This is a genomic window from Vreelandella lionensis, from assembly GCF_002087295.1.
GTDB classification, from domain to species: Bacteria; Pseudomonadota; Gammaproteobacteria; order Pseudomonadales; family Halomonadaceae; genus Vreelandella; species Vreelandella lionensis.
Map to the genome: position 1 here is coordinate 1 of NZ_MWVI01000095.1, position 26,481 is coordinate 26,481.

The following is a 26,481-nucleotide window of genomic DNA, read 5'->3' on the forward strand; positions in this document are numbered from 1 at the left end:
GCGCGCCATGCCTGGCGCACCACAAAAAAGCCCGAGCATGGCGACATGCTCGGGCAAACGTCTTGCTCACACGACCCGACATCAGTGAGGCAAGTAACGAGAGTGCTCGGTACGGTGTTACCTATTAATATTAATGGTGGAAACGCTCTGCGGCTTGGCGGGCCAGTTCACGGATGCCATCCCAATCTTCGGCATCGACCATCGCTTTCGGCGTCAGCCAAGAGCCGCCTACACACATTACGTTCGGCCAACGAGAGGTAGGATTCGGCGTTGTCGACCGTGATACCGCCCGTGGGGCAGAAGCGCGCTTCGGGGATCGGTGCGCCGAATGCTTTGATCGCTTTAGCACCGCCGCTGGATTCTGCGGGGAAGAACTTGAAGCGGCGGTAGCCGTACTGCCAGCCGGTCATCAGCTCAGAAATGGTAGAAACGCCCGGCAGCATCGGTACGGGGCTCTCTACGCCGTAGCGGTAAAGCGCCTCGGTGGCACCTGGCGTAACGACGAAATCAGCGCCGACTTGCTCGGCTTGGCGGTACTGGGCAGGCGTGAGTACGGTACCGACCCCAATGCTGGCGCCCGGCAGCGCCTCTTTCATGCGCTTGATGGCTTCCAGGGCACAGTCGGTGCGCAGGGTAATTTCCAGCACGGTGAGGCCACCCTCAACCAAGGCGCGACCCAGCGGTACGGCGTCTTCCAGGCGCTCGATGGTGATCACCGGGATCACTTCGGCTTTCAGGCAGATGCTGTCTAGCTCGGCGGTGCGCGTTGAGGGTAGCTGTTTATCGATGGTCATCAGTGAGTCTCCAAGCAAATTGTTATTGGCGAAAGTGTAGCGTTAGGGCGCCCAGTAGATCGCCAGCGGGCAAGATAAGAAGGCGCGGATGGGCAGTGTACGAACATCGTCACCACTCATGGCATTCGCCAATACGGCACGCTTATCGTCGCCGGTAATATGTAGAATGTGGCGCTTTGCCTGATGCAGGCGGTCCGCCGAGAAGGTAATGCGCGGCTGCGGCTGGCTGGGAGTACGCACGGCCACTAGCGGCTCATCGGTAGAAAGCGCTAGGCCCAGCTCTTGGCTATCGGGGAACAGCGAAGCCGTGTGGCCATCGCCGCCCATGCCTAAAATCACCACGCTCGCTGGCCAAGCAAGCCCGGCGGTGGCTTCTGCTACCGCTGCCACGCCCTCTTCCGGCGTACCGGCGTCAGAGGTTAGCGGCACAAACGTAGCCGCGGCGGCGGGACCCTGCAGCAGGTTCTCGCGCACCAGCTTGGCGTTGCTGTCGCTGCTTTGCTCATCTACCCAGCGCTCGTCGGCCAGGGTGATATCGACCCGCGCCCACTCCAGCGGCTTTTGCGCCAGCGCCTTGAAAAACGGCACGGGCGTGGAGCCACCGGAGACCACCAGCAGCGCACGTGATTGGTTGGCAAGGTCATCGGCTAGCGCCTGATAGACGGCTTCCGCTAGCTGCTCGGCTAGCGCTTGACGTGCTTCGCTCATGTTAATAATCCTCGTACCAGCTGCGGCCATCCTGGGTAATCATGGCAATAGAGGCGACCGGCCCCCAAGAGCCCGCCGGATAACGGCGCGGCGGGGTTTCTGTGTTTTCCAGCCGCTGATCAACTGGTCGCACCAGCGCCACGCGTGCTCCACTTCATCCCGGCGCACAAACAAGTACTGCTGGCCTTTCATGACTTCTAGCAGCAGACGCTCGTAAGCATCGGGAATACGCGATTTCGGGAAGGCGCTGTTGAAATCCAGGTGCAGAGGGCCAGGGCGCAGGCGCATGCCTTTATCAAGGCCGCTATCCTTGGTGAGTACCTGAAGGGCAATGCCCTCTTCCGGCTGCAGGCGAATAATCAGCTTGTTGGAGGCAATGCCACGCTGGTCCGGGTCGAAGATGTAGTGCGGCTGCTGACGGAAGTGAATGACAATTTGCGACAGTTTTTCCGGCATCCGTTTACCGGTACGCAGGTAGAACGGCACGCCTGCCCAGCGCCAGTTAGCCACTTCGGTTTTCATGGCTACAAAGGTTTCGGTCTGGCTTTGAGTGTTGGCGCCCTCTTCTTCCAGGTAGCCCGGCACTGCTTGGCCATCGCTGGTGCCAGCAATGTATTGGCCGCGCACTACGTCGCGCCCCAGCGCTTCACCGGTGAAGGGTTTCAGAGCTTTAAGCACTTTTACCTTCTCATCGCGGATGGCATCGGCATCCAGGTTGGAGGGCGGGTCCATGGCGATCAAGCACAGCAGTTGCAGCAGGTGGTTCTGCACCATATCCCGCAGCTGACCTGCATCATCAAAGTAGCCCCAGCGGCCTTCAATACCGACTTTTTCGGCGACGGTAATCTCTACGTGAGAGATATGGTTCTGGTTCCACTGGGTGCCGAACAGCGGGTTAGCGAAGCGCAGGGCGATCAGGTTTTGAACCGTCTCTTTACCCAGGTAGTGGTCAATACGATAGATGCGCGACTCGGGGAACACGGCACCAATCGCGTCGTTGATCTCCTCAGAAGAGGCTAGGTCATAGCCAATCGGCTTTTCTACTACGACGCGGGTATCGTCATCTAGACTGTTGCTCGACTGCAAATTGCGGCAAATGTCGCCATAGATGCGTGCCGCGACGGATAGATACACCACCATGGGCTGCTTGGAGCCTTCGCGCCACTGGCGAATGGCGTCATAGCCCTCTGCGGTGGCGAAGTCGAGCTTGAGATACTCTAAGCGGTTCAGGAACCGCTCCAGGCTCTCTTTATCCTGCTCGTCTTTTTTCAGGCGCTTTTGCAGCGCACCGCTGACCAGTTGACGAAACGCGGCAGTGTCGTGCTCCTGACGCGCCAGCCCCATGATCCGCGTGCGTTCGGGCATCAAGCCTTCGCGGTCAAGATGATACAGCGCAGGAAACAGCTTGCGCATGGCAAGGTCGCCAAGCGCCCCAAAAAGCGCTAAATCAATAGCGTGATTCGGATCGCCCAGCGGGGCATGTGACTGGCTCATCTCAGCTCCTATTTATAATTAGGCTATCTAATGTAGTTAGATTACCTAAAATCTATCTGATGTGAGGCATTATACGCAATAATTCGTGTAATTTTACTACAAAATATTGTCGCCTGCTGCCCTTTCCGGTGGGTTTTACAACGACGATGTCGCGCCCTGACCGCCTACGCTTCTACCTTTACTCTACGCCCCTCGGATACGCCACCCCTCCTCCCCCCAAGGAGGAGGTGGCTTTGTGCGTAATTAGCGACGCTGACCGTGAACAAAGCGCGTCATGTGAGAACGCGAACGACAACAACAACGTCACAACGAGGTATGCACATCATGGCAATGGTTCGTCCATTTTTCACGCCGCTGCTCGCCGCTACGCTAGCAGCCACCGCCACACTCCCCGCCTTCGCCTTTGAGGATGACCGTTTAACCATTTGGATGGGCGACAATAAAGGCCAGGAAGGCATCCGCGCGGTCGCCGACCAGTTCCTAGAAGATACCGGCATCGAAGTGGAAGTCGTGTTTCCCGACAACCTGACCGACCGCTTCCAGCAGGCGGCAGGCAGCGGCCAAGGGCCGGATATCGTGATTTGGGCCCACGACCGCATGGGTGAATGGGCACAGAGCGGCCTGCTCAAACCGATCGCTCCCAGCGACAGTTTCCGCGAAGCGTTCTACGACTTCACCTGGGAGGCCGCGCTGTGGAATGGCGACACCTACGGCTACCCGATTTCGGTGGAATCCCTTGGGCTGATTTACAACAAAGCGCTGGTGGAAACGCCGCCCGAGAGCTTTGCCGAACTGATGGAGCTGGACGCCACGCTGGCTCAAGAAGGCAAGAAAGCCATCCTGTTCGATTACAGCGAACCCTACTACGGCTGGACACTGCTAGCGGCCAACGGCGGCTACCCGTTCAAACAGACCGACAGCGGCTACGACGTCAGCGATATCGGCGTCAACAATGAAGGCGCATTGCAAGGCGCAGAGCTACTGGTTGAGCTGATCGAAAGCGATGTACTGCCCCGCGGCACCGACTACAACCTGATGGATACCCGCTTCAACCAAGGCGAAGTAGCCACCATGATCAGCGGCCCCTGGGCATGGCCTAACCTGGAGCGCAGCGGCATTGATTACGGCGTGGCGCTGCTGCCTAAAGTAGGCGATGAGCGGGCAAAGCCGATGTTTGGCGTGATGACCGCCATGATCAACTCCGCCACGCCCAACGACTTTTTAGCCATTGAGTTTTTAGAGAACTACCTGCTCAGCGAAGAGGGGATGCGCACCTTCAACAGCGACGGTTCGCTAGGCGCGGTGGCCCATATTGATTACCAAACCGAGCTGGCGGACAACCCCAACATTGCCGCCACGCTGGAAAACGCCGAAGTAGGCATGCCGATGCCTAATATTCCTGAAATGGGAGCCTTCTGGGCCGCCATGGAGCCCGCGCTGCAGAACATTGGCAGCGGTCGCCAATCCCCCCAAGAAGCGTTGGATGCCGCTGCACGGCGCATGCGTCAGTAGCCTCTATCTTTCCCCTCCCTGCCCAGCGGCATTAGCGGCTGGGCAGCTTTCAGGAAGCCATCATGTATACCACCAACGCGTCTCGTGGCCTTCCCCGCCATCGCTCTCGCCATCTTACTGAACGCTACACCCGCTGGGCCATGCGTGGCGTGATTGCTGTTTTGGTGATTGCGCTACTCTGGTTAGTCTTGGCCTTCCATTTGAACGGCCAGTGGATGTTTGCCCTGCTGTTTTTAGTGTTAGGCGGCTCGCTGGGCGTGGTGTTCACCAAACGCACGCTGATGAGCCACCGCTATATTTTCCCCGCAGTGGCAGGCCTCGGGGTCTTTGTTATTTTCCCGCTGATTTACACTTTCGGGATCAGCTTTAGTAATTACAGCTCTACCAACCTGCTTTCAGAAGAGCGGGTGCGTGGCCAGCTCATGAGCCAAACCTATCAAGCGGAAGGCAACGCTTTTGACCTAACGCTCTACCCCGAAGGCGAGCTGGTAAGGCTCTATTTGGAAAGCCCTCAGGGCCAGCGGTTTGTGTCGTCTCCGCTCAATTTTGCCAATCAGGAAAATCGCCAGATTGGCGTTCAGGCAGCCGATGCCCCGCCCGCACAGGAAGCGCTGGGCATGCGTGACATTATTCAAGCACGGGATGCCCTGCAAGGTTTGCGGCTGGTCACTCCAGACGGCAGCGAACTGCGTATGGCGGGCTTGCGGCCGTTTGCGCCCATGGTCAACCGCTATGAAGCCCGCGAGGATGGCGCGCTGTATGATCGCCGCGATGAGCGGCTGCTTACCCCCACCCCAGCATTGGCTTTTTCGTCGCGGATAACGGCGAGCCAATTACGCCCGGCTGGTCGGTGAGCGTGGGCTTTTCCAACTACACCCAGATTTTCACGGACCCGGATATTCGCGGCCCGTTCATGCAAATTTTTGTGTGGACCTTCGTGTTTGCCGCCCTCACCGTGGTGTTTACCTTAGCGGTTGGCTTTGTACTGGCCTCGCTGCTGCAGTGGGACCAGCTCAAGGGCAAGGCCGTTTACCGCACGCTGCTGATTCTGCCCTACGCGGTACCGGCGATTATTTCGATTCTGTTTTTTAAAGGCATGTTCAACCAGCACTTTGGTGAAGTGAACATGATTCTGGACACCTTGTTTGGCGTGCGCCCCGAGTGGTTTACCGACCCATGGCTTGCCCGCAGCATGCTGCTGATTGTGAATACCTGGTTAGGCTACCCCTACATGCTGCTGCTCTGCATGGGCTTGATTCAGGCCATTCCCCAGGATTTATACGAAGCCTCGGCGGTAGACGGCGGCGGCCCGCTCACCAACCTGTTCAAGATCACCCTGCCGCTGATTATCAAGCCGTTAACGCCGCTACTGATTGCCGCCTTTGCGTTTAACTTCAATAACTTTGTGCTGATTGCGCTGCTCACCGGCGGCAACCCGGATATTTTAGGGGCCAGCACCCCAGCGGGCACCACCGACCTGCTGGTGAGCTACACCTACCGCATAGCCTTTCAGGATGCTGGGCAGAACTTTGGCCTAGCGGCCGCAATTGCCACGCTGATTTTCCTGCTGGTGGCAGGCATGTCGCTGCTCAATTTGCGCCTTTCCAAAGTGAAGGTATAGGAGGTTACACATGGCCATGGTTCAACCCCGCTCCGTTGGCGTGCGCCGCCTATGGGCGCACTTAGCGCTGTTCGGCTTTGTATCGCTAATTGTCTTTCCGCTGCTGCTGGTAATCTCGATCTCGTTTCGGGAGGGCAACTTTGCCACCGGCAGCTTGATTCCAGAGAATTTCTCGCTGGAGCACTGGTCCCTGGCGCTGGGCATCCCCTGGGAGCGGCCAGACGGCACCATAGTGCAGCCGCCCTTTCCCGTGCTGCTGTGGCTGTGGAACTCCATCAAGGTGGCCGTGGTGTCGTCAGTGCTGATTCTGATGCTGGCCACCACCAGCGCCTATGCGTTTGCCCGCATGCGCTTCAAAGGCAAGGAGCCGCTGCTCAAAGGTATGCTGATTTTTCAGATGTTCCCGGCGGTGCTTTCGCTGGTGGCGCTTTATGCGCTATTTGACCGGCTGGGGCAGTTTGTCGGCTGGCTGGGAATCAATACCCACGGCGCGCTGATTGTGGCTTCGCTCGGCGCGGTAGCGCTACATATCTGGACGATCAAAGGCTACTTCGAATCCATCGATGGCTCGCTTGAGGAGGCTGCCATGGTGGATGGCGCCAGCACTTGGCAAGCGTTTCGCTACATTCTGCTGCCGCTCTCTATCCCAATCTTGATGGTGGTGTTCATCCTGGCGTTTGTGATGAGCATTATGGAGTACCCCATGGCCTCGGTGCTTTTAGTGGACGAACACAAACTGACGCTCGCTGTGGGTGCCCAGCAGTACCTAGCCGACCACAACCAGCGCTGGGGCAATTTTGCCGCCGCCGCCGTACTCTCCGGCCTACCGATTACCGTGGCGTTTTTGATCTGCCAACGCTGGATTATTGGCGGTTTAACTGCAGGGGGTGTGAAGGGTTAAAAGAGTGCTTCATTAGCTTGTTTCCTCGCTTGAGCGGCTTGCTCATTTCCCGCGCCTGAGAAATCTACGCCGGGTTTTATTTTTTACGGACTTTTTATGCAGGTGCATGATGTTATAGACCATGCTTAAAGCAAATGAACGATGAGTAGGGCAATGCCCCCTACCAACCCCTGGTTTTATCGCAGCAAAGAGCTCTACCGCCACTGGGCACCGGTGTTTAAGATTTTGTCGGTGCTGTGGCTTATTCTAGCGCTGTTTATGACGGTGCCTTGGGCGGTGCTACTGATTGAACGAGACCCCGACGCCCAGGCGTTTAGCCTGTCTATTATGATCGTGCTCGCCTGTGTGGCGACCACGCTACTGCTCACTTATCGTGCATCGCTTGAGCTTAAGCCGTGGCAAATGTTTATTCTCACGGCAGGCAGTTGGACCAGCATTAGCTGCTTTGCCAGCCTGCCGCTGATTCTTGGCGCGCCGCAGCTAACGTTCTCCAACGCCGTGTTTGAATCCGTATCGGCGATCACCACCACGGGCTCTACCGTGCTGGTGGGCATAGAGACCCTCTCAGACGGCTTAAAGCTATGGCGCGGCTTGATGCAGTGGTTGGGAGGTATCGGCATCATCGTGATGGGCATTGCCATTCTGCCGTTTTTGAAAGTGGGCGGCATGCGTCTGTTTCATACCGAATCTTCTGACTGGTCGGATAAGGTCATGCCCCGCACTGGCGGTATTGCCAAAGCCACGCTGTCTATTTATGTCATCCTTACCCTTACGGCGATGGTTAGCTACTGGCTTGGTGGCATGCTGCCGCTAGATGCCATCGTGCATGGCATGTCTTCGCTCTCCACAGGCGGCTTTGCCAACTCTGATGCTTCGTTTGGCGCGTACACAGAACAACCGTGGCTGCTATGGATGGGCAGCTTTTTTATGCTCAGCGGCGCACTGCCGTTCGTACTGTATATTCGCTTTATTCGCTCTTCCCGCAGCGCGCTATGGAAAGACCAACAGGTACGCGGGCTGCTCAAACTGCTGCTGGCGGCCATTGTGATATTGAGCGCTTGGCGGGTATTTCAAGGCGACAACTGGTTTGTCTCACTCACCCACGTCACCTTCAACGTGATTTCAGTGGTCACTACTACAGGCTACGCATCAGACGACTACACCCTGTGGGGCTCGCTCCCCGTGGCGGCTTTTTTCTACCTGACGTTTATCGGTGGCTGTAGCGGCTCTACCAGCGGCGGTATGAAGATATTCCGCTTTCAAATCGCCATGCTGATGCTACGCAACCAGCTGCGCTACCTGATTCACGCGAACGGCATCTTTACCACCCGCTATAACCAGCAGCCGGTCACTAGCGATATCTCCCGCAGCGTCGTGGCTTTTTCGTTCTTCTTTTTTATTACCATTGCCGTGCTTGCATTGGGTTTAGCGGCGCTCGGTTTAGATTTGGTGACCGCGCTCGCCGGTGCGGCCACGGCCGTGGCCAACGTAGGCCCAGGCCTTGGCGATACCATTGGCCCGGCTGGCAACTTCGCCAGCCTGCCCGATGCCGCCAAATGGCTGCTATGTGTGGGTATGTTGATGGGCCGCCTGGAAATTTTAACCGTGGTCGTCCTCATGACACCGATGTTTTGGCGGCGCTAACGGTGAACAACATGCGCGTATTTCGTCTTCCCAACCGGCGCGAGTTAGCCTTAGTGCTGGGCACTAGCGGTGTGGCTCTGCTGGCTGCTTGGTGGCTACATACCTGGCTCGCGCTGGCCAATTTATCGCTGATTTTTTTAACAGCCGTGCTTGCCTGTGCCGTTCTGGCCAGCAGCCGTGCGGCCTTTATCAGTGCGCTGGTGAACTTTGTGGTGTTTAACGTCGGCTTTACCGAGCCGTACTTTTCTTTGGCAGTGTCTGAGCGGGAGCAGTTGGTCACGCCCCTGTTCTTTTTATTAATCGCGCTGGTCGTGGGTCATATTGCAGGCGTTAGCCGCGAGCGAATGCTGGCACTTAATGCCTCTCGGTTGGCAGAGGAGCAGGAGCGGCTGCGCTCTGCCCTGCTCGCCTCGGTGTCTCACGATCTACGTACGCCGCTTGCGTCGATTATTGGTGCCGCCAGCTCCCTGCGCACGTTAGATGCCCAGCTAAGCCAACAGGATCGCTTTGAACTGCTTGACGGCGTCCTTAATGAAAGCGAGCGACTGAACCGTTACATTCAAAACTTGCTGGACATGACACGACTAGGCCACGGCGAATGGGCGATTGAGCGGGACTGGATCAGCGTCGCGATTTGGTAGCGTCAGCACGGCGTCGTTTAACCGGCGCACTGGCCGATATTAACGTGCGTCAAGCATGGGATGGCGAGCTGCCGCTCTTGAATGTTCACCCCGCCCTGATTGAGCAAGCACTGGTCAACGTACTGGGAAAACGCGGCGCGGTTTTCTCCTCCTAACGGAGTGATCACCATTGCCGCTGCTACCGATCCTCGCCATAGCACACTCACACTCACCGTCACCGATGAAGGGCCCGGAATACCACCCGCCATGCGTGAACAGGTATTTGAGATGTTTTTCACAGGCAATGAGGGTGACCGCAGCCTGCACGGCACAGGGCTGGGGCTCGCTATTTGCCGTGGAATGTTGGGTGCCCATGGCGGAACGGTGTCGGCTGTTGAAGGGCCCCACGGGCAAGGAACTCAAATTATTATGCGGCTGCCACTCTCGACCCCCACCCAGGAGCCGAGCGATGACGCCTAAGCCCGCACGCATACTGATCGTTGACGATGAGCCCGCAATTCGGCAGTTTTTACGCATTAGCTTAGCGTCGCAAGGCTTTCGCATCAGCGCAAGCCAGCACCGGGTATGCCGCGATCCATACCGTACGTGAGATGTTAACGGCTGATCCTATCGATCTGATTTTGCTAGACCTTGGCCTGCCCGATATTGATGGGCAGCAGGTACTCAGCACGCTGCGCCAGCAGGTCAGCATACCGATCATTATTGTCTCGGTGCGCGGCCAAGAAGTGGAGAAGGTGCGCGCCTTGGATAACGGCGCCAACGACTACGTCACTAAACCGTTTGGCATTCAGGAGCTGCTGGCCCGTATCCGAGCTCTGCTGCGCCAGCATCCGCCCGCTATCACCAAACCGCGTTATCAGTATGGCGCGTTAACCGTTGATATCGCGGCCCATCAAGTGACATTACACGGTGCGACGATTCATTTAACCCGCAAAGAGTTTGCGGTACTGCACCAGCTTATTAACCAGACTGGCCGAATCGTGACGCAAACCCATTTGCTGCGCACGATCTGGGGGCCAAGCCATCAAGAAGACACCCACTATTTACGCATCGTCATCAGCAAGCTGCGCCAGAAATTGGGCGATGACCCACAGGCCCCTAGCCTGCTGCAAACCGAGCCGGGGATTGGCTATCGGCTTTGCGTTGAGTTCGACCGTGAGGACATAAACGAATGAAAATTATCATTCTTGGCGCCGGCCAAGTGGGCGCAACGCTGGCCGAACACCTCGCCCGCGAGGAGAACGACATCACCGTCGTCGATACCGACGGCGCAAAACTGCGCGAACTGCACACCAAGCTGGATATCCGCACGGTGACAGGTGCAGGCTCCTACCCCATTGTGCTACGCCAAGCAGGCTGCGAAGACGCCGATATGCTGATCGCGGTGACCAACACCGACGAGATCAATATGATCGCCTGTCAGGTGGCCCATACGCTGTTTCGCACCCCTACCAAAATTGCCCGCGTGCGCTCCACCGCTTACCTCACCCGTAAAGGGCTATTCGCCCATGAAGCGATTCCCATCGACGTGCTGATCAGCCCCGAGCAGGTGGCCACCGACCACGTGCGCCGCTTGATCGAGCACCCCGGCGCGCTACAGGTGCTGGAGTTTGCCGGTGGTTTAGTGCAGCTGGTGGCGGTGAAGGCCTTCTATGGCGGCCCGCTGGTGGGTCAGGATCTGGCCTTTTTGGGCAAGCACATGCCTAACGTGGAAACCCGCGTGGCGGCGATTTACCGCCGCAACCGGCCGATCATTCCACGGGGCGACACGGTGATTGAAGCCGACGACGAGGTGTTTTTCTTGGCGGCCCGCCGGGATATCCGCGCGGTGATGAGCGAGCTGCGCAAGGTGGAGCGGGACTTCCGCCGCGTGGTGATTGCCGGGGGCGGCAATATCGGCGAGCGGCTGGCGGAGCACTTGGAGCACAGCCATCAGGTGAAGATCATCGAGCAAAGCCTGGAGCGCTGCACCACGCTCTCCGAGCGGCTGGATCGCACAGTGGTCCTCCACGGCAGCGCCACCAGCAAGCGGCTGCTGGAAGAGGAGAATATCGAGGATTGCGATATCTTCTGCGCGCTGACCAACGACGACGAAGTGAATATCATGTCGTCGCTACTGGCCAAGCGGTTGGGGGCGAAGAAGGTGCTCACACTGATCAACAACGCCGCCTACGTGGATTTGGTGCAGGGCGGCGATATCGACATCGCCATTTCCCCCCAGCAGGCCACCATTGGCAGCCTACTCACCCACGTGCGCCGGGGAGATATCGTCAATGTGCACTCCCTGCGCCGGGGCGCGGCGGAGGCCATTGAGGCCATCGCCCACGGCGATAAGCAGTCGTCAAAAGTGGTGGGCCATCGCCCATGGTGACGTGCGGGTGGAGAGCGGCGACCACGTGATTCTCTTTGTGATCGACAAGCGGCGCATTCGCGACGTGGAGCGCCTCTTCCAGGTCGGATTAAGCTTCTTTTAACAGAAGCTTGCAATGAACGTCGCCACCAGGGGTGGCGATGTTAGATTTCTACCGCGCGGCCAATAAACTCAATGGGCCCGGTGGGCAGCCCGGTGGGCGAGCCAGAATCATCTTCCAGCGTCAGCTCAAACAGCTGGTTATCCTCAAGCGGTGGCAGTTGATCCAAACGCAGGCGCAGCGGTTGCCCTGGCTCTACAAGCCCCAGCGAGACAGGCGCTTGCCAATCATCGGCCTTGGTCCAGAACTCGAGCGCTTTGCCCTCCGGCACTTCAAACGTGCCCAAGGGAATCAACTGAATTTCCTGGCGATTCGCGGTCTGTACCACCCCCCCCGCCGACTGAGTTTGCGGCGCTAACAGCCCCACCATGTACTCAGGTGTTGAGGGTCCGGTGACCACGTTCGTCAGCATCACGCTCATTGCCAATACAGCAGCGACACTGACCCCCGCCACCCCACGCCAAAACGGCAGGCTATGCGCCAAGCGACGACGCGGCACATGGGAGCTCGGCGTGCGATGAGGTATCGGACGCGAGGCGCTCGCAGACGATGCCTTCAGACTGCGCTCGATGCGCGGCCAGAGATAATCGGAGGGCGTGACCGGCTCCACCATCGGGGTATAGGGAAAGAAACGCTCTTCCCAATCCGCCACTGCTTTTTGCAGCTCAGGGTCGTTGGCTAAACGCGGCTCAAAAGCTTCGCGCTCGGTCATAGGCAGTGTGCCTAGCACGTACTCCCCGGCTAGGGCATGAAGGTCATCGGGTTCGTTTGAAGGGCTCATGCCATACACTCCCGTAAGCGAAGTAGGCTGCGCTTAATCCAGGCTTTTACGGTGCCCAGCGGCGCGCCCGTGTGCGCCGCAATCTCTGCATGGGACAAACCATCCACATAAGCATGCAGCACGCAGTTACGGCGTTCGGTTTCCAACTGCTGCAGGCACTCGTCCATCCGTTGGCCGGTTTGCCAATCGAAGGCGTCCGTCACCCGCGACGCCTGCTGGAAGGTGTCGTCGTCATCGAGTTCGTGGGGGTCATCCAGGTCGACACTCACTTCGCGGTCACGGCCACGGATGGCATTCAGCGCCAAGTGGCGGGCAATACTGAAGATCCAGGTACGGGCAGCACCTTTTTGAGGGTCGAAGCTGTCAGCGCGCTGCCAAATGTTCAGGCAGGCATCGTGGACAATGTCTTCAGCCATGCCTCGGTCTTTCACAATGCGCAAAACAACACCAAGCAGCTTGGCACCTTCGTACTGATAAAGCTGTTGTAGCGCTGCGTGCTCCCCACGGGCGCAGCGGGCGAGCGCATCAGCATAATCGAATTCATGAGTGGGCCTTCCGTGGCCGTTCTCGGTGCTAATGGTGTTAGCCTTACCTGTTTCAGACATATCGCGTTCAGACACATCTTCGCTCCCTGGGAACGCGCCGGCATCGGTCGTCGCACTGCCAGAAGCATAGCGGCTAGGGAGCCTGGATACGAGTCCCTAGCCTTACTGAACTTAATAAAGGTGAGTCAGTATTGGAACGCTTAGTTCGCGGTCCAGAAGATGTAGTCGGCTTGATACGTCACGACGGCAGTGGCGCCCTCGTGGCCCTCGTCACAGGCAACATCAGGGGCAACGCCGCCTTGGGTGTTCAGGCGCTGGATGTAGCTAACACCGCTCATGGCGCCTTCGCCTTCAGCCGGGTTGGCTTCAACAAGCTGCAACGGAATGTTGCCATCGCCATTTGGCGCCACGGCTAGCTGGGTGCCGGTAATTTTAGAACCATCCAGGGCTTCCCAAGTAGCGGGCGGGCCGTAGTAGCTGCCTACCTGGGTGCCTTCGCTATCGTTCAGCGCAGCGTGCGGGCCTTTGAATACCCAGCCCATGGTGCCGTCTTCTTTGGCTTCACACATGTAAGTAATAGCGCCAACGCCCACGGTTTCGAGAGCGACGGTATTGCCGTCCGGTACTTGGACTTCGGCGGGCGTCATGTCAGCCAGCGCGACGTGACTGAAGGATGCAATCAAGGTAGCGGCGAGAGTAGCACGCGTTATATGTTGGATGGTCATTTCAGTCTCCTTGGGTTTTGTATCAACCGCTTTAAATAGCGGCTGTATAGGGGATACACACAAGGAGACGGTTTGGATGCACTCTTTTTTAAAAAAAGTTTAATTATTTAAAAAATTATCGGCTCACCCCATCCACCGCGACTTGGCGCGGGCAGGCATTGCCGTTGGCATCAAACAGGTGGCAGCGCTGACCAGCGATTCCCAAGCGCGAGACCTGCCCCTCTTCCAGCCGTGTCAGGCCATCCAGACGCTGGGTCAAAGGGGTATCGATACCCGCCACCTGCCAGTGAGCGAGGGTTTCATAGCCCAGCTTTTCGGCCACCATCAGGGTCGCGCTCAGCGTTGCATCCGCTTGCTCAGCCGCCACGAAGTCTTCTGCCCGCAGCCCTAGCGTGGCGTGTTCACCGGCCTGAAGCTGCTGACCGCCCACCGCCACCGCCAGCGTTTCACCGCTGTGCAGGCGCACCACGGTTTGGCGCTCGCCGGGGTCGACCACCGTCCCCGGCAGCGTATTGATACGCGGCGAGCCGATAAACTCCGCCACCTCAAGGGTATTGGGAAAGTGATACAGCGACAGCGGCGCGCCTACCTGGGCAATACGCCCCTTGGAGAGCAGCACGATACGATCCGCCAGGGTCATCGCCTCCACCTGATCGTGGGTAACGTAGATCATTGGTGGCGTTTAAGCGCTTGTGCAGCGCGGCGATCTGTACCCGCATATCGACTCGCAGTGCGGCATCCAAATTGGAAAGCGGCTCGTCGAATAGGAACACTGCAGGCTCTTTGACCAGGGTGCGGCCAATGGCGACCCGCTGGCGCTGGCCGCCGGAGAGGTCTTTGGGCTTGCGCTCCAGAAGCTCGGTGAGGTGCAGCATCTCGGCGGCGTGCTCCACGCGGCGGCGAATTTCTGCTTTGTCGGTGCGTGCCAGCTTCAAGCCAAACGCCATGTTCTCGGCCACGCTCATGTGCGGGTAGAGGGCGTAGGATTGGAACACCATGCCGATGTCCCGCTCCTGGGGCGGAATCTCGTTGATCCGCTGGCCATCGAGCTGCATATCTCCGGTGGTAATGTCCTCCAGACCCGCAATCATGCGTAGCAGCGTGGATTTACCGCAGCCGGAGGGGCCCACGAAAACGACGAACTCGCCGTCTTCGATGGTGAGGTCGATATCCCGTGAGATTTCGACACCATCGAAGGATTTACCGATGCAGCTGAGGGTTAAACGTCCCATGGCGCATCCTCCTCCTGTGCTTGCGGGCAGCGGGCAATCGCCACCCCAAACGGCGGCAGCGTCAGCGTACCTGCCTGCCACTCGCCGTTTAGCCACTTAGGCGCATCCCCCAGCGCTTCAGCACCCTCGGGAGCCGGGCGGGTCACGGTTTGATCGCTAAAGTTCAGGGCCACCAGCAGGCGTGTTTGCTGATAGGTGCGCTCCAAGCAAAGCACCTCGTCGCGTACCGGGTGATAGCGCACGTCGCCTTTAACCAGCGCAGGCTGCGTGCGGCGGAAGGCTAAAAAAGCTCGGTAGGCATTGAGCAGCGAATCGGCATCCTGCTCTTGATGGTCAACCGGCAAACTTGCGTGGGAATCGGGCACCGGCAGCCAGGGAGTAGCGCTGCTAAAGCCCGCATGGCGGGCGTCCGCCTGCCAGGGGTGCGGGGTGCGGCAGCCATCGCGACCTTTATAAGCAGGCCAGAAGGTGATGCCCGCCGGATCGACGAGCTGCTCGAAGGTCAGCTCCGCCTCGGGCAGACCCAGCTCTTCGCCCTGATAGAGGCATACGCTGCCCCGCTGGCTGAACAGGAACACCAAATAGAGGCGCAGCTTCTCCAGCTGCCCTTCCGCCTGCCAGCGAGTTGCTAGCCGCGTTACGTCATGGTTTCCCAGCGCCCAGCAGGGCCAGCCATCGCCAATGCGCGCTTCCATTTCAGTAAGCGTTTCGTGCAAATAGCCGGGGTCGGCTTTATCGGTCAGCAGGTTGAACGAGTAGCACATGTGCAGCCGCTTGCCGCCCTGGGAGTACTCCGCCATCACGCCGAGCGCGTCATCGTCGCCCACTTCGCCCACGCTGGTGGTGCCGGGATACTCATCCAGCAGCGCCCGCAGCCGCTCCAGAAACAGCAGATTTTCCGGCTGGGTTTTGTCGTATTGGTGGAGCTGATAGCCGTAGGGGTTATCAGGGCGAACGCCCAGGAAGCTCTCGATAATTTCCTGGCGCGGCGGGTTGTCTTTTAACTCGCCGTGGGTGCAGAAATTCACCGCCTCCCGCCGGAAGCCATCCACGCCGCGCTCCAACCAGAAGCGCACCTCTTCCAGCATGGCGTCGACTACCGCAGGGGTGCGGAAGTTAAGGTCCGGCTGGCTGGCCAGGAAGTTATGCAGATAGTACTGGCAGCGGCGGGGATCCCACTGCCAGGCGCTGCCGCCGAATACCGACTGCCAGTTGGTGGGCGGCGCGCCGTCGGGTTTGGGGTCGGCCCATACCTACCAGTCGGCCTTGGGGTTGTCGCGGCTTTGGCGGCTCTCTTTGAACCCCCGTGCTGGTCGGAGGTGTGGGACATCACCTGATCGATCGTCACCTTCAGCCCCCGCGCGTGGGCCGCTTCGACCAGGCGGTCGAAGTCTTTCCAGCGTGCCGAACATCGGGTCGACATCACGGTAGTTGCTGATGTCGTAGCCGAAATCTTTCATCGGCGAGGTAAAAAATGGCGACAGCCAAATCGCCTCGACGTTCAGTGAGGCGATGTAGTCGAGCTTATCGATTACCCCTTTCAAATCGCCAATGCCGTCGCCGTTACTATCCATAAAGCTGCGCGGGTAGATTTGGTAAATCACCGCGCCGCGCCACCAGTCTGCCCCCTGGCTGCCAACGTAGTGAGAAGTAGAAGGTGTCTGCATCATGATCCTTGTCCTTGTTATTGCCGTCGGCATCTCGATGAATAGAGAGATGCCCCATAGTCGGCATGATGCAGGCTACGCCGCTCGATAGAATCCTCCCCCACTGGGCATACCAGGCGTAGGCCCGGGGAGGAGTGGTCACACGGCGCCTTACTCCCCCTGGATATGCGCCCAGCGCTGTCCGGCCAGGGCAATGGCCTCGTCCCGGCGGCGGATATTCTGCTTTTGGTAGAGGCTGCGGATATGGGTTTTGATGGTGGTCGGTGCTACCGAGAGCTGCTCGGCAATCTGTTCGTTGGAGAGCCCGGCGTGAATCAGCCCCAGGATTTGCCATTCGCGGCGGGTCAGCGGCGAGGTGCGGATCAGCTCTGGCACGTCGGGCCTCGCGACAATATCCGCGATGACCGTTTCATCTAGCATTAAGCGTCGGGCGCAGCCGAAATCCTTCTGTTGGCCCGCCAGCGCCAACAGCCGTTCTGCCCTCGCCTGCTCTAAAGCCGCTAGCGTGCCGCTGGCGAGTAAGCCGTTGAGCAGTTCCCCAAGCGGTTTCCCCAAGCGCAGAAAACTGCCTACCAGCGCGGTACGGGAAGCCAAGCTGAGCGCTTGATGCATGTGGTGGCGGGCTTGCGTCTCCTGGCCAGCCGACCACGCAGCGGCCGCGAGGCAGAGCTGATTGCGGTTGGCATCGGTAACCAGCCCTAGTCTTTGAGTATGCACTTCGAGCGCTTCCAGAAGCGTGCGGGCCTCCTCGCACTGGCCCAACAGCGTGAGCGCTCGGGCGTGGTTGCGCACGTTGCATTGGGCAAAGTGGTTGGTGGCCCCTTCGGTAACGGGAGCGGGCGCTTCTTGGCGCCAGCGCTCCACCGTGTCGAGGTCTTGCGTGGAGTGCCACCAGGCCAGCAGCGTGGCGTGGGCATTGGCCACCCAGTCGATATGGTAATCGCCTTCGGCGAGGATTTTACGCAACCGCCGGATATGGTCGGCGCACTGGGCCTGATCGCCACGGCTCTGGGCAATTTTGGCCAGTTGAATGTGGCACTGCAGCGTCCAACGCTCGCCCTGGTTATCCAGCACGGCAATGCCTTTCAGCGCGGCCTGCTCGGCTTCATCCAGGCGGTGCCACTCCCAGAGCACCTGGCTGCGAATCCGGTAGAGAAATTCCGCCACGGGCAGGTGCTCAAGCTCTGCTCGCTCCAGGTGGGCAAAGGCGCGTTCTTGAATATCGTAGGCAGCCTGCAAGCGCCCCTGGGCCACCAGCGTTTCCGACTGATGGCAGAACGACCACAGCAGCAGCTGGTGATCCTCTCGCTGGCGCGCCAAGCGCTCCACCTCGCGCACCCGCTGCAGCGACTCATCCAGATAGCCCAGCACAAAGCGCGCCTCGCTCAAAATGGCTGTCGCGGTCAGCGGGGTGGAGGCTAAATAGCGGGCGGGCACGGCCAGCGCCTGTTCGGCGAGCGGAGCGGCACGCTCGGCGTTGCCTTGATTGATCGCTAACTGGGCACGCAGGGTGGCAAACTCCGCGCTCAACACCTGCCACTCGGGCACCTCAAGCTGCGCTTCGATCCAGCTAATCACCCGTGCGGTGATATCAAACTGAAACTGCGCATGGGAGACCCAGCCGTAGAGTAGCGCCAGCTCTGGGCGTGTCGAGATGTGCGGCTCCCCCAGCAGCCCAAGCCCTTGAGCCAGCAGCGCGTAGGCCCCGCTGGCCAACAGCGCTGGCCCTTGCGCGACCAGTAGACTAGCCACCTCCTCGGGCGATTCCGCCAAAATGGCTTGGCGCAGTGCCATGATCGGGTCGTTGAGTGCCAACCAGGCTTGGCTGGCCCGCTGGTGCAGGGTGCGCTGGGTGGCAAGGCTAAGCTCGTGGCGACGGTGGCGCAGGTACTCCCCGAACAGCCGTTGAAAGCGGTACCACTGGGCGTGGGGGTCGGGCCGCTCGATAAATAGCCCCGCCTGTTCAAAGGCTTCCAACCGCTGGGTAAGCCGCTCGCCCTCCAGTAGGCGCGCCATCAATTCAGGGGTAAAGCGCTCCAGCACCCCAAGCTGCAGCATGAGTTCACGCTCTTCAGGGGGCAGTGCCTCGGCCAGCAGCTCATCAAACCAAGCCACAAAATCAGGATGCCCGCCGTTTAAGCGCTCAACCAGCGCATCGAACCCGGCGCGGGTAGTGGTGCGCCCCACCAGCCAATTCAGTGCCATCACCCAACCGCCGCTTCTGCGTAGCGCTCGCTCCAGGCTCACCCGCGTAGGGGGAAAGCTGAGCTGCTCAGCGCAGAGGGTTTGCGCCTCTTCGCTATCGAAGGCCAAGGCGCTAAGGTCGATCTCTTCGAGTTCACCGCGCAGCCGCAGGCTGGCAAGGCCCAGCGCAGGGCAGGAGCGACTGGCCAGGGTCAGGGTCAGCCAGGGCGGCTGATGACGCAGCCAGTGGGCGAGCCCGGCTAAAATATCGGGGTGGGTAAGGTGTTCAAACTCATCCACCACCAATCGGCAGGCTGCGCGCTGTTCAGGCAGCTCGGCCAGCCAGCGCTCCAACTGCTCAACACACTCTTGCTCATCGCACTCTGCCCCTTCGGCCAAAGGCGACAGCGGCGTATGCTCGCCTAGCAGCGACTGGATGGCCGCTTGCCAGTAGCTCAAAAAGCGCTCGGGCTGGTTATCGCGCTGATCCAAACGCAGCCAGGCCGCCTCTTGTTCCAGGGCGGGTAGGCGTTCAGCCAGCAGCGTGGTTTTGCCATACCCCGAAGGAGCCTGCACGACCAACAGGCGCACCCGTTCGTGCAACGCGAAGAAGTCATTGAGGCGCGGCCTTGCCACGACGCTCAGTGGCAGCGGCGGTGCTTTTAGCCTTTCTTGAAGCAGCGGCATGGCCCTCTCCTTGACTACCCAAAACCTAGCCTAGTAAACCTAGGCTAATAAAAAGCCCGCGACGAATCGCGGGCAATCAGCATTGGTGAAACAAACGTATCAATAACAGCCTTGCTAGTGAGCGGTTCGCCCTTAGAACCATACTTCGGTCTGGACACCGAAGGTAAACTCACCACCTGTGAAACCGTCGCTGCCCAGAGAGCTGGCACCGTAGCTGTTCAGGCTCTCATCCCAGTCGCTGTAAGTGGTGAACAGACGAATTTCAGGACGCTTCCAGAACCCGCCAACTTCCGGCTTGAAGGTCGGGGCGATGGTGAACTTCATGTAGTCGCCGTCCACCGCATTGCGACCGCTGTAGCCCTGCGGCTCGAAGTCCATCCACTGGTAGCTGGATTCGTACTGCATTTCGAAGTTCTGGTTAATCTCATTCGCCAAGCGAACGTTCAGAGTGGCCCAGTCGTAGCTGTCGCCACTAGCAAAACGGTCGTCGCTGGTTTCTGCCAGAATGGCCGGCGCAATACGCCACTGCGGAGCGAGGTAGGTCGTACCGTAGAGTGCCAGACGCGTTGCGCTAGCATCATCGGTCAAGTCGCCGTTGCTACCCAAGCCTTTCACCTCGGCCCCCAGGCCTTGGCCGTGCAGTACGGCGGCCTTGAAGTTACCGTCGCCTATGCCGAAGAAGCTATCACCGTGGTAGGCCACCATGGTGTGCCAACCGGTATCGGCAGCGGTTTGACCCACGCCAATATCGCGCTCGTCGTTATCGGAAGCGGACATGCCGTTGACCATCACCTGCCAGTTACCGAAATAGTTATTGGAGGTCAGGACCAGGTTGTCGGTATCGCTGTTTTCGCCATCCAAACCGGGGTTTTCACGGTTGATGACCGGGTAGTCGCTGAAGCTGCGACCATAGAGCGAGAAGTTGGTTTTCCAGTTCTCCGCCAGCTGCACGTCGTACACACCGCCACCGGTACCGGCGAGGAAGACCACATCGCTGTCGAGCCAGTGAATGTTGAAGTTATTACGATCGAACCGTTTACCGGCCCAAATCGAGGCGTTCTCGAAGGCACCGGTGAAGCTCGGCAGGTCGCTGAATTCTGCGTACACCTGACGGACGTTCAGGTTGGTGTCATCGCCCACCCAGTCGTTGCCGGAATTGGTGCCATGGGCCAGCATGGTGGTGTAGCGGGCTTTTGCACCGTTATCGAACTGCATGCGGTAGTTCAGGATGGCTTCAGAGTAGGTTTCCGGCTCGTTACCCAAACGCCCCACTGCGCCGCCATTACCACCGGCGGGCGTTAGGTACGGGCCGCCCGGTGCGCTTTTGCCATCTTCATCGATCAACAGGCCAGAACGAGCATAAACGTTAAACGAGAAACCTTCTTCGCCGCTGGCTTGGCGCTCAACGCGCGCCAGGCGCTCTTCGATATCGGCATTGGTAGTCGCCGCAGCCGGGGCGCTGGATGCAGGCGCGGTTCCACGACCTTGCTCGGCTAGCTCGGCGCGGCGCTCGGCAGCCTCAGCCCGCTGCTCGGCGGCCGCAATGCGCGCTTCTAGCTCGGCAAAGCGCTCTTCCATCGTCGTGTCGGCGTTGGCAACACCGCAAAGTCCGAGGCTGGCAGTGGCAACGGCGATGGCTAATGGTGTCTTGAATGTCATTTTGTGCATTGTTTTAAATCCTATTTTTGTTCTGATCGTGACGATGGCTCCAGGCATTGCCTTCCCTTGAATAATGTTGCAAAGCAAGTTCTATTTGGAGCCGAAGAGCGACAGCCACTAAAACTTAATCGATTAAGAGCTAGTAAACCAACAAGCTTTTACTAATTATCGACCAATGTCTAAAGCACTATTTATCTTAGAGAAACCGAATTGAAATAGATTAGACAAAAGTCTCTATTGAACTTCACGACGACAGACGGCTAACTGGCAGCGTACTTAATCGTTTAAGTAGGCGCTACAAGCGCTCTGATCCCCCATCACCCACAACAATAAACGCCGAGGAACGCCGTAATGAAAAAGACACTACTCACTTCAGCTATCGCTTTGGCCAGTCTTGCCAGTACCACCGGGTCTGCCCAGGCGGTCGAACTGACGATTTCCTGTGGTGCGGTTGGTGCAGAGTTGACCCTTTGCCAAGAAGGCGTGCGCGCTTGGGAAGAGAAAACCGGCCACAGCGTCGATGTGGTTTCAACGCCCAACTCGTCCACTGAGCGCCTGTCTCTCTATCAACAAATTCTCTCCGCCAACTCCAGCGATATCGACGTCATGCAAATCGACGTGGTGTGGCCCGGCCTGCTGGCCAACCACCTGTTCGATCTTCGCGAGGTATTGGGTGACGACGCAGCCGCGGGCCATTTCGAGACGATCGTGGTCAACAACCCCATCGATGATCGTCTGGTCGCCATGCCGTGGTTTACCGATGCGGGGGTGCTTTACTACCGGGAAGACCTGTTGGAAAAGCATGGCCACGAGGTGCCCACCACGTGGCAAGACCTGACTGAGATTGCGCGCGATATTCAAAACGCTGAGCGTGAAGCGGGCAACAGCCGCATGCAGGGCTTCGTATTCCAAGGGCGCGCCTATGAAGGGCTGACCGTCAACGCCTTGGAATGGGTCGCCAGCTTTGGCGGCGGTACCGTGGTCGATAATGACGGCGAAGTGACCATCAACAACGAGCGCGCTGCCCAAGCGTTGGATCTGGCTGCCTCTTGGATCGGTGACATCTCCCCGGAAGGCGTGCTGAACTATACCGAAGAGGAAGCACGGGGTGTTTTCCAGGGCGGCAATGCCGTCTTCATGCGCAACTGGCCTTACGAATGGGCGCTGGCCCAAAGCGATGACAGCGACGTGCGCGGCAAAGTAGGCGTCGTGCAGCTGCCTGCTGGCGGTGAAGAGGGCCAAAGCGCTGCGGGCCTGGGCGGCTGGAACCTGGCCGTGTCGCGCTACAGCGAGCATCCTGACATTGCGGCGGATTTGGTGGCTTACCTGACCGGTGAAGAAGAGCAGAAACGTCGCGCCATTCAGGCATCCTACAACCCCACCATCGATGCGCTCTACCAGGACCAGGAAGTACTGGAAGCGGTGCCCTTCTTCGGCACGCTCTACGACACATTCACCAATGCCGTCGCGCGTCCGTCTGCACCTACCGGCGGTGCCTATCGCCGGGTCAGCAACGCCTTCTTTAGCACCTCCCCTGACGTGCTGTCCGGCACCAAAGATGGCGCTCAAGCCGTCGCTGACCTTGAAGGCGAATTGCTGCGCCTGAAGCGTCGCAACTGGTAAACGCGGAGACACCTATGTCGAGCTCTTCTCACCACTCTCACCAAAACGCGCCCCTCGGGGCGCGTTCCGCCACGCCAGCGCGGCGGCAACGGGGCACCAATGTCCGCCGGCAACGCGTCAAGGCGGCGTGGCTGTTCTTAGCCCCCATGCTGATTGCCCTCACGCTGGTGGCGGGCTGGCCGTTACTTCGCACCTTCTTTCTCAGCTTTACCGATGCGTCGCTGTCCGATTTAGGCGCCGCAAACCTGATTGGCTTTGAAAACTATCTGGTTTACGACAACGGCCGCTGGTTTGGCGTGCTAGCCGACCCGGTATGGTGGCAGTCCGTGTGGAACACGGTCTACTTCTCGGTCGTTTCCGTTTCGCTGGAAGTAGTGTTTGGCGTCATCGTGGCGCTGATTCTGAACGCAGAATTTAAGGCCGCGTGATTGTTCGTGCGGCGGTCCTCATCCCTTGGGCCATCCCCACCATTGTCTCAGCCCAGATGTGGGCGTGGATGCTGAATGATCAGTTCGGCATCATCAACCACCTGCTGATGGTGGTTGGCATTATTGATAATCCCATCGCCTGGACAGCCAGCGCCACCTACTCCATGTGGGCGGTCATTATGGTTGACGTTTGGAAGACCATTCCTTTCGTCGCGCTGCTGGTGTTAGCCGCGCTGCAGATGCTGCCTAAAGATTGCTATGAAGCTGCTGAGGTGGATGGCATTCACCCCGTGCGCGTGTTCTTCAAGGTCACGCTACCGCTGATTACTCCAGCGCTAATGGTGGCGGTAATCTTCCGGCTGCTGGATGCGCTGCGCGTATTCGACGTGATCTACGTATTGACCTCCAACTCCACCAGCACGATGTCGATGTCGGCGTATGCGCGCCAGAAGCTGGTGGAATTCCAGGACGTCGGCTATGGCAGTGCGGCCTCTACGCTGCTGTTCCTGATCATCGCGCTGGCCACCGTGGCTTATCTCTACCTTGGCCGCAAACAGATTCAAGTGGGAGGTGACTGATGAACAGCCGCCAGTTCGCCAAAATTGCTAAACGCGTTGGGTTTTTGGGCACTGATTGCCGTCATTATGGTGTATGCAGTGTTCCCGTTTTACTACGCGGTGATCACCTCGGTAAAACCCTCTAGCGACCTGTTCCGCGTGGAGATATGGCCCTCTCCCTGGAACCTGGACAACTACGCGAAAATCTTTAGCCAATCGAGCTTTGTGCGAGCGATTTTCAACTCCATCATCGTCGCCTTTAGCGTAGTGTTTATCGCCCTGCTGCTGGGTATCTCCCCGCCTCTTATGCGCTTGGGCGGGTACGCTTTCGGGGCCGTTCGACGGTGCTGCTGGTCATTCTGGGCGTTTCGATGTTCCCTCAAGTGGCCGTGCTCTCTGGGCTGTTCGAGGTAATTCGCGCGCTGAACCTTTACAACAACCCGGCGGGCCTGATTCTCAGCTACACCATCTTCACCCTGCCCTTTACGGTGTGGGTGCTCACCACCTTTATGAAGCAGCTGCCCATGGAGCTGGAAGAGGCGGCGATCATGGATGGGGCAACGCCCTGGGTGACCATCACCAAGGTATTTCTGCCGCTGATGTGGCCGGCCATGGCCACCACCGGGCTGCTGGCGTTTATCGCCGCCTGGAACGAATTCCTGTTCGCCCTGACATTTACCCTCACCGATGACCAGCGCACGGTGCCGGTAGCTATCGCGCTACTGTCCGGCGGTAGCGCTTACGCACTGCCCTGGGGGCCGATTATGGCCGCCTCCGTTGTGGTAACCGTGCCGCTGGTGATTTTGGTCATTATTTTCCAGCGCCGCATTGTTTCCGGCCTAACGGCGGGTGCCGTGAAGGGCTAAGCCCCTGCGCAATAACGCCTCTATGAATTCGCTGATAAACCTCAGCAACCGTTTTTAAGGAACTAAGTAATGCAAGACAACATGATGTGGTGGCGCGGCGGTGTAATCTATCAAATTTACCCGCGCAGCTTTTTAGATAGCCGTGGCGACGGCGTAGGCGATCTGAACGGCATCACCGAAAAGCTGGATTACGTGGCTTCCCTCAACGTGGACGGCATCTGGCTATCGCCCTTTTTCACCTCGCCGATGCTCGACTTTGGCTATGACGTGAGTGACTACCGCGACGTAGACCCGATGTTCGGCACCCTGGACGACTTCAAGGCGCTGCTGGAAAAAGCTCACTCGCTGGGCTTGAAAGTGATGATCGACCAAGTGATCAGCCATACCTCCGATCAGCACCCCTGGTTCCAGGAGAGCCGCCAGGATCGCACCAATCCTAAAGCCGACTGGTTTGTGTGGGCCGACCCGAAACCCGACGGCACGCCGCCCAACAACTGGCTGTCGATTTTTGGCGGCTCGGCGTGGACCTTCGACTCCCGGCGCCAGCAGTACTATCTGCACAACTTCCTGACCAGCCAGCCGGACGTCAACTTCCACAACCCGGAAGCGCGTCAGGCACAGCTCGACAACATGCGTTTCTGGCTGGATTTGGGTGTCGACGGTTTCCGCTTGGATACGGTCAACTTCTACTTCCACGATGCCGAGCTGCGGGACAACCCGCCGGTACCGAAAGGCGAAGCCAAAACCCTGGGCGCCCCGGAAGCAAACCCCTATACCTGGCAGCGCCATGTCTACGACCTCAGCCGCCCGGAAAACCTGGACTTCCTCAAAGACCTCCGTGCGCTGATGGATGAGTACCCCGGCACCACCACCGTAGGTGAAATTGGCGACGATAACCCGCTAGAGCGCATGGCCGAGTACACCGCCGGTGGCGATAAGCTGCACATGGCGTACACCTTCGACCTGCTCAACATGCCCCACTCCGCCAGCTACCTGCGCGAAGTGATTGAACGCTTCCAGCGCTTAGCAGGCGACGCTTGGCCCTGCTGGGCAACCTCCAACCACGATGTGGTGCGTAGCGCGACTCGCTGGGGGGCTGACGAAGACCCCAACGCCTACCCGAAAGTGATGCTGGCCATGCTGTTCTCACTGCGCGGCAGCGTGTGCCTGTACCAAGGCGAAGAGCTGGGCCTGCCGGAAGCGGACGTGCCCTTCGAGCGCATTCAAGACCCCTACGGCAAAGTGCTGTGGCCTGAGTTTAAAGGCCGCGACGGCTGCCGCACGCCCATGCCGTGGACCGACGGCGAACAGGGCGGCTTCTCTCCGGTGGAACCGTGGCTGCCCATGGAAGCTCGTCACTTGGATTTGGCGGTGAGCCGCCAGCAGGATGACCCCAACGCCACGCTCAACACCGTACGCGCCCTGCTAGCGTTCCGCCGCAGCCAACCGGCAATGTTCGATGGCGACTTGGCACTGGTAGACGTTGGCGAGGAGCTACTTGGCTTTACCCGTCAAAAAGGCGACGAGACCCTGCTGTGCGTGTTCAACCTGACCGGGCAAGAGCAGCAAACCACCCTGCCTGTGGAGGTCGCCAGCGACTTGCCGGTCGCCCACTTTACCGCCACGCGAGACGGCAGCACGCTCACGCTGCCCGCGTACCAAGCCGCCTTTATGCAGGTTGCCTAAACGCCGCCCATAACAGTTAATAACGATAGCCGACCCGCTCCGATCGAGGTCGGCA

General features: G+C 58.9%; 16 protein-coding genes and 8 pseudogenes. 14 read left to right on the top strand and 10 right to left on the bottom strand.

The genetic code is table 11. The annotated features are described in order from the left end of the window. Positions 1-130: 130 nt before the first annotated feature. The 3 genes and pseudogenes from B4967_RS14480 to zwf all read right to left on the bottom strand — a co-directional run bounded on the left by B4967_RS14480 (position 131) and on the right by zwf (position 2,996). Positions 131-794: pseudogene (locus tag B4967_RS14480) on the bottom strand (bifunctional 4-hydroxy-2-oxoglutarate aldolase/2-dehydro-3-deoxy-phosphogluconate aldolase). Positions 795-836: 42 nt separating this feature from the next. Next, positions 837-1,502: a 6-phosphogluconolactonase gene (gene pgl / locus B4967_RS14485; protein WP_083025989.1), complete on the bottom strand. Its 666-nt coding sequence runs from the start codon at positions 1,500-1,502 to the stop codon at positions 837-839. Between the two features lies 1 nt (position 1,503). Next, positions 1,504-2,996 (bottom strand): annotated as a pseudogene (gene zwf, locus B4967_RS14490) (glucose-6-phosphate dehydrogenase). Positions 2,997-3,320: 324 nt separating this feature from the next. On the opposite strand from zwf, the gene malE reads away from it, so the two are divergent. The 10 genes and pseudogenes from malE (at position 3,321) to trkA (ending at position 11,789) form a co-directional block, all read left to right on the top strand. Continuing rightward, positions 3,321-4,508 (top strand): maltose/maltodextrin ABC transporter substrate-binding protein MalE, encoded by a 1,188-nt coding sequence (malE, locus tag B4967_RS14495; RefSeq protein ID WP_083025991.1) that lies wholly within the window; start codon positions 3,321-3,323, stop codon positions 4,506-4,508. 62 nt (positions 4,509-4,570) lie between these two features. Further along, entirely contained in the window at positions 4,571-5,362 is a 792-nt protein-coding gene (locus tag B4967_RS19745; protein WP_243470612.1) for a hypothetical protein, read from the top strand. Beyond that, a complete protein-coding gene (gene malF, locus B4967_RS19750; protein WP_243470613.1) occupies positions 5,359-6,129 on the top strand; it encodes a maltose ABC transporter permease MalF in 771 nt (256 codons plus the stop codon). The genes B4967_RS19745 and malF overlap by 4 nt, the downstream gene beginning before the upstream one ends. Before the next feature lie 10 nt (positions 6,130-6,139). Continuing rightward, a complete protein-coding gene (gene malG / locus B4967_RS14505) occupies positions 6,140-7,030 on the top strand; it encodes a maltose ABC transporter permease MalG (protein WP_083025993.1) in 891 nt (296 codons plus the stop codon). A gap of 153 nt (positions 7,031-7,183) precedes the next feature. Then, positions 7,184-8,674: a TrkH family potassium uptake protein gene (locus B4967_RS14510; RefSeq protein ID WP_083025994.1), complete on the top strand. Its 1,491-nt coding sequence runs from the start codon at positions 7,184-7,186 to the stop codon at positions 8,672-8,674. Between the two features lie 11 nt (positions 8,675-8,685). Next, a complete protein-coding gene (locus B4967_RS19755) occupies positions 8,686-9,315 on the top strand; it encodes a sensor histidine kinase (protein ID WP_243470614.1) in 630 nt (209 codons plus the stop codon). Beyond that, the gene (locus B4967_RS19760) at positions 9,309-9,470 is read left to right on the top strand and encodes a hypothetical protein (RefSeq protein WP_243470615.1); all 162 of its coding nucleotides are present in this window, start codon (positions 9,309-9,311) and stop codon (positions 9,468-9,470) included. The genes B4967_RS19755 and B4967_RS19760 overlap by 7 nt, the downstream gene beginning before the upstream one ends. A 4-nt stretch (positions 9,471-9,474) precedes the next feature. Further along, positions 9,475-9,774: a sensor histidine kinase gene (locus tag B4967_RS19765; RefSeq protein WP_243470616.1), complete on the top strand. Its 300-nt coding sequence runs from the start codon at positions 9,475-9,477 to the stop codon at positions 9,772-9,774. Continuing rightward, positions 9,764-10,490: pseudogene (locus B4967_RS14520) on the top strand (response regulator). The gene B4967_RS19765 and the pseudogene B4967_RS14520 overlap by 11 nt, the downstream one beginning before the upstream one ends. Further along, positions 10,487-11,789, top strand: a pseudogene (gene trkA / locus B4967_RS14525) (Trk system potassium transporter TrkA). The pseudogenes B4967_RS14520 and trkA overlap by 4 nt, the downstream one beginning before the upstream one ends. A 40-nt stretch (positions 11,790-11,829) precedes the next feature. Here the strand turns inward: trkA and B4967_RS14530 are convergent. The 7 genes and pseudogenes from B4967_RS14530 to B4967_RS14560 form a co-directional block, all read right to left on the bottom strand. Further along, complete coding sequence (locus B4967_RS14530; protein WP_083025997.1) at positions 11,830-12,567, bottom strand: anti-sigma factor; 738 nt, start codon at positions 12,565-12,567, stop codon at positions 11,830-11,832. Further along, entirely contained in the window at positions 12,564-13,187 is a 624-nt protein-coding gene (locus B4967_RS14535) for a sigma-70 family RNA polymerase sigma factor (protein ID WP_243470617.1), read from the bottom strand. Before B4967_RS14535 ends, B4967_RS14530 begins: the two co-directional genes overlap by 4 nt. Positions 13,188-13,312: 125 nt before the next feature. After that, positions 13,313-13,837, bottom strand: coding sequence for a DUF3455 domain-containing protein (locus B4967_RS14540; protein WP_083025998.1), 525 nt, complete (start codon positions 13,835-13,837; stop codon positions 13,313-13,315). A gap of 115 nt (positions 13,838-13,952) precedes the next feature. Further along, positions 13,953-15,069, bottom strand: a pseudogene (gene ugpC, locus B4967_RS14545) (sn-glycerol-3-phosphate ABC transporter ATP-binding protein UgpC). Next, positions 15,057-16,739, bottom strand: a pseudogene (locus B4967_RS14550) (alpha-amylase family glycosyl hydrolase). The pseudogenes ugpC and B4967_RS14550 overlap by 13 nt, the downstream one beginning before the upstream one ends. A 147-nt stretch (positions 16,740-16,886) precedes the next feature. Then, on the bottom strand, positions 16,887-19,607 hold the full coding sequence (gene malT / locus B4967_RS14555) for an HTH-type transcriptional regulator MalT (protein ID WP_083026000.1): 2,721 nt from the start codon (positions 19,605-19,607) through the stop codon (positions 16,887-16,889). A gap of 132 nt (positions 19,608-19,739) precedes the next feature. Further along, a complete protein-coding gene (locus tag B4967_RS14560; protein WP_083026002.1) occupies positions 19,740-21,275 on the bottom strand; it encodes a carbohydrate porin in 1,536 nt (511 codons plus the stop codon). 342 nt (positions 21,276-21,617) lie between these two features. On the opposite strand from B4967_RS14560, the gene B4967_RS14565 reads away from it, so the two are divergent. The 4 genes and pseudogenes from B4967_RS14565 (at position 21,618) to B4967_RS14580 (ending at position 26,426) form a co-directional block, all read left to right on the top strand. Further along, the gene (locus B4967_RS14565) at positions 21,618-22,889 is read left to right on the top strand and encodes an ABC transporter substrate-binding protein (protein ID WP_083026003.1); all 1,272 of its coding nucleotides are present in this window, start codon (positions 21,618-21,620) and stop codon (positions 22,887-22,889) included. Positions 22,890-22,903: 14 nt separating this feature from the next. Beyond that, positions 22,904-23,895: pseudogene (locus B4967_RS14570) on the top strand (carbohydrate ABC transporter permease). Then, positions 23,895-24,740, top strand: a pseudogene (locus B4967_RS14575) (carbohydrate ABC transporter permease). The pseudogenes B4967_RS14570 and B4967_RS14575 overlap by 1 nt, the downstream one beginning before the upstream one ends. Positions 24,741-24,809: 69 nt before the next feature. Continuing rightward, positions 24,810-26,426, top strand: a complete 1,617-nt coding sequence (locus B4967_RS14580) for an alpha-glucosidase family protein (RefSeq protein ID WP_083026005.1) — start codon at positions 24,810-24,812, stop codon at positions 26,424-26,426. Positions 26,427-26,481: the final 55 nt, after the last annotated feature.

Bases quoted from the DNA above. Each gene is read 5' to 3' on its own strand.
- B4967_RS14510 (WP_083025994.1), top strand. From the start codon at position 7,184: ATGCCCCCTACCAACCCCTGGTTTTATCGCAGCAAAGAGCTCTACCGC.
- B4967_RS14560 (WP_083026002.1), bottom strand. From the start codon at position 21,275: ATGCACAAAATGACATTCAAGACACCATTAGCCATCGCCGTTGCCACT.
- B4967_RS14530 (WP_083025997.1), bottom strand. From the start codon at position 12,567: ATGAGCCCTTCAAACGAACCCGATGACCTTCATGCCCTAGCCGGGGAG.
- B4967_RS19755 (WP_243470614.1), top strand. From the start codon at position 8,686: ATGCGCGTATTTCGTCTTCCCAACCGGCGCGAGTTAGCCTTAGTGCTG.
- malG (WP_083025993.1), top strand. From the start codon at position 6,140: ATGGCCATGGTTCAACCCCGCTCCGTTGGCGTGCGCCGCCTATGGGCG.
- pgl (WP_083025989.1), bottom strand. From the start codon at position 1,502: ATGAGCGAAGCACGTCAAGCGCTAGCCGAGCAGCTAGCGGAAGCCGTC.
- malE (WP_083025991.1), top strand. From the start codon at position 3,321: ATGGCAATGGTTCGTCCATTTTTCACGCCGCTGCTCGCCGCTACGCTA.
- B4967_RS19745 (WP_243470612.1), top strand. From the start codon at position 4,571: ATGTATACCACCAACGCGTCTCGTGGCCTTCCCCGCCATCGCTCTCGC.
- B4967_RS14580 (WP_083026005.1), top strand. From the start codon at position 24,810: ATGCAAGACAACATGATGTGGTGGCGCGGCGGTGTAATCTATCAAATT.
- B4967_RS14565 (WP_083026003.1), top strand. From the start codon at position 21,618: ATGAAAAAGACACTACTCACTTCAGCTATCGCTTTGGCCAGTCTTGCC.
- B4967_RS14540 (WP_083025998.1), bottom strand. From the start codon at position 13,837: ATGACCATCCAACATATAACGCGTGCTACTCTCGCCGCTACCTTGATT.
- malT (WP_083026000.1), bottom strand. From the start codon at position 19,607: ATGCCGCTGCTTCAAGAAAGGCTAAAAGCACCGCCGCTGCCACTGAGC.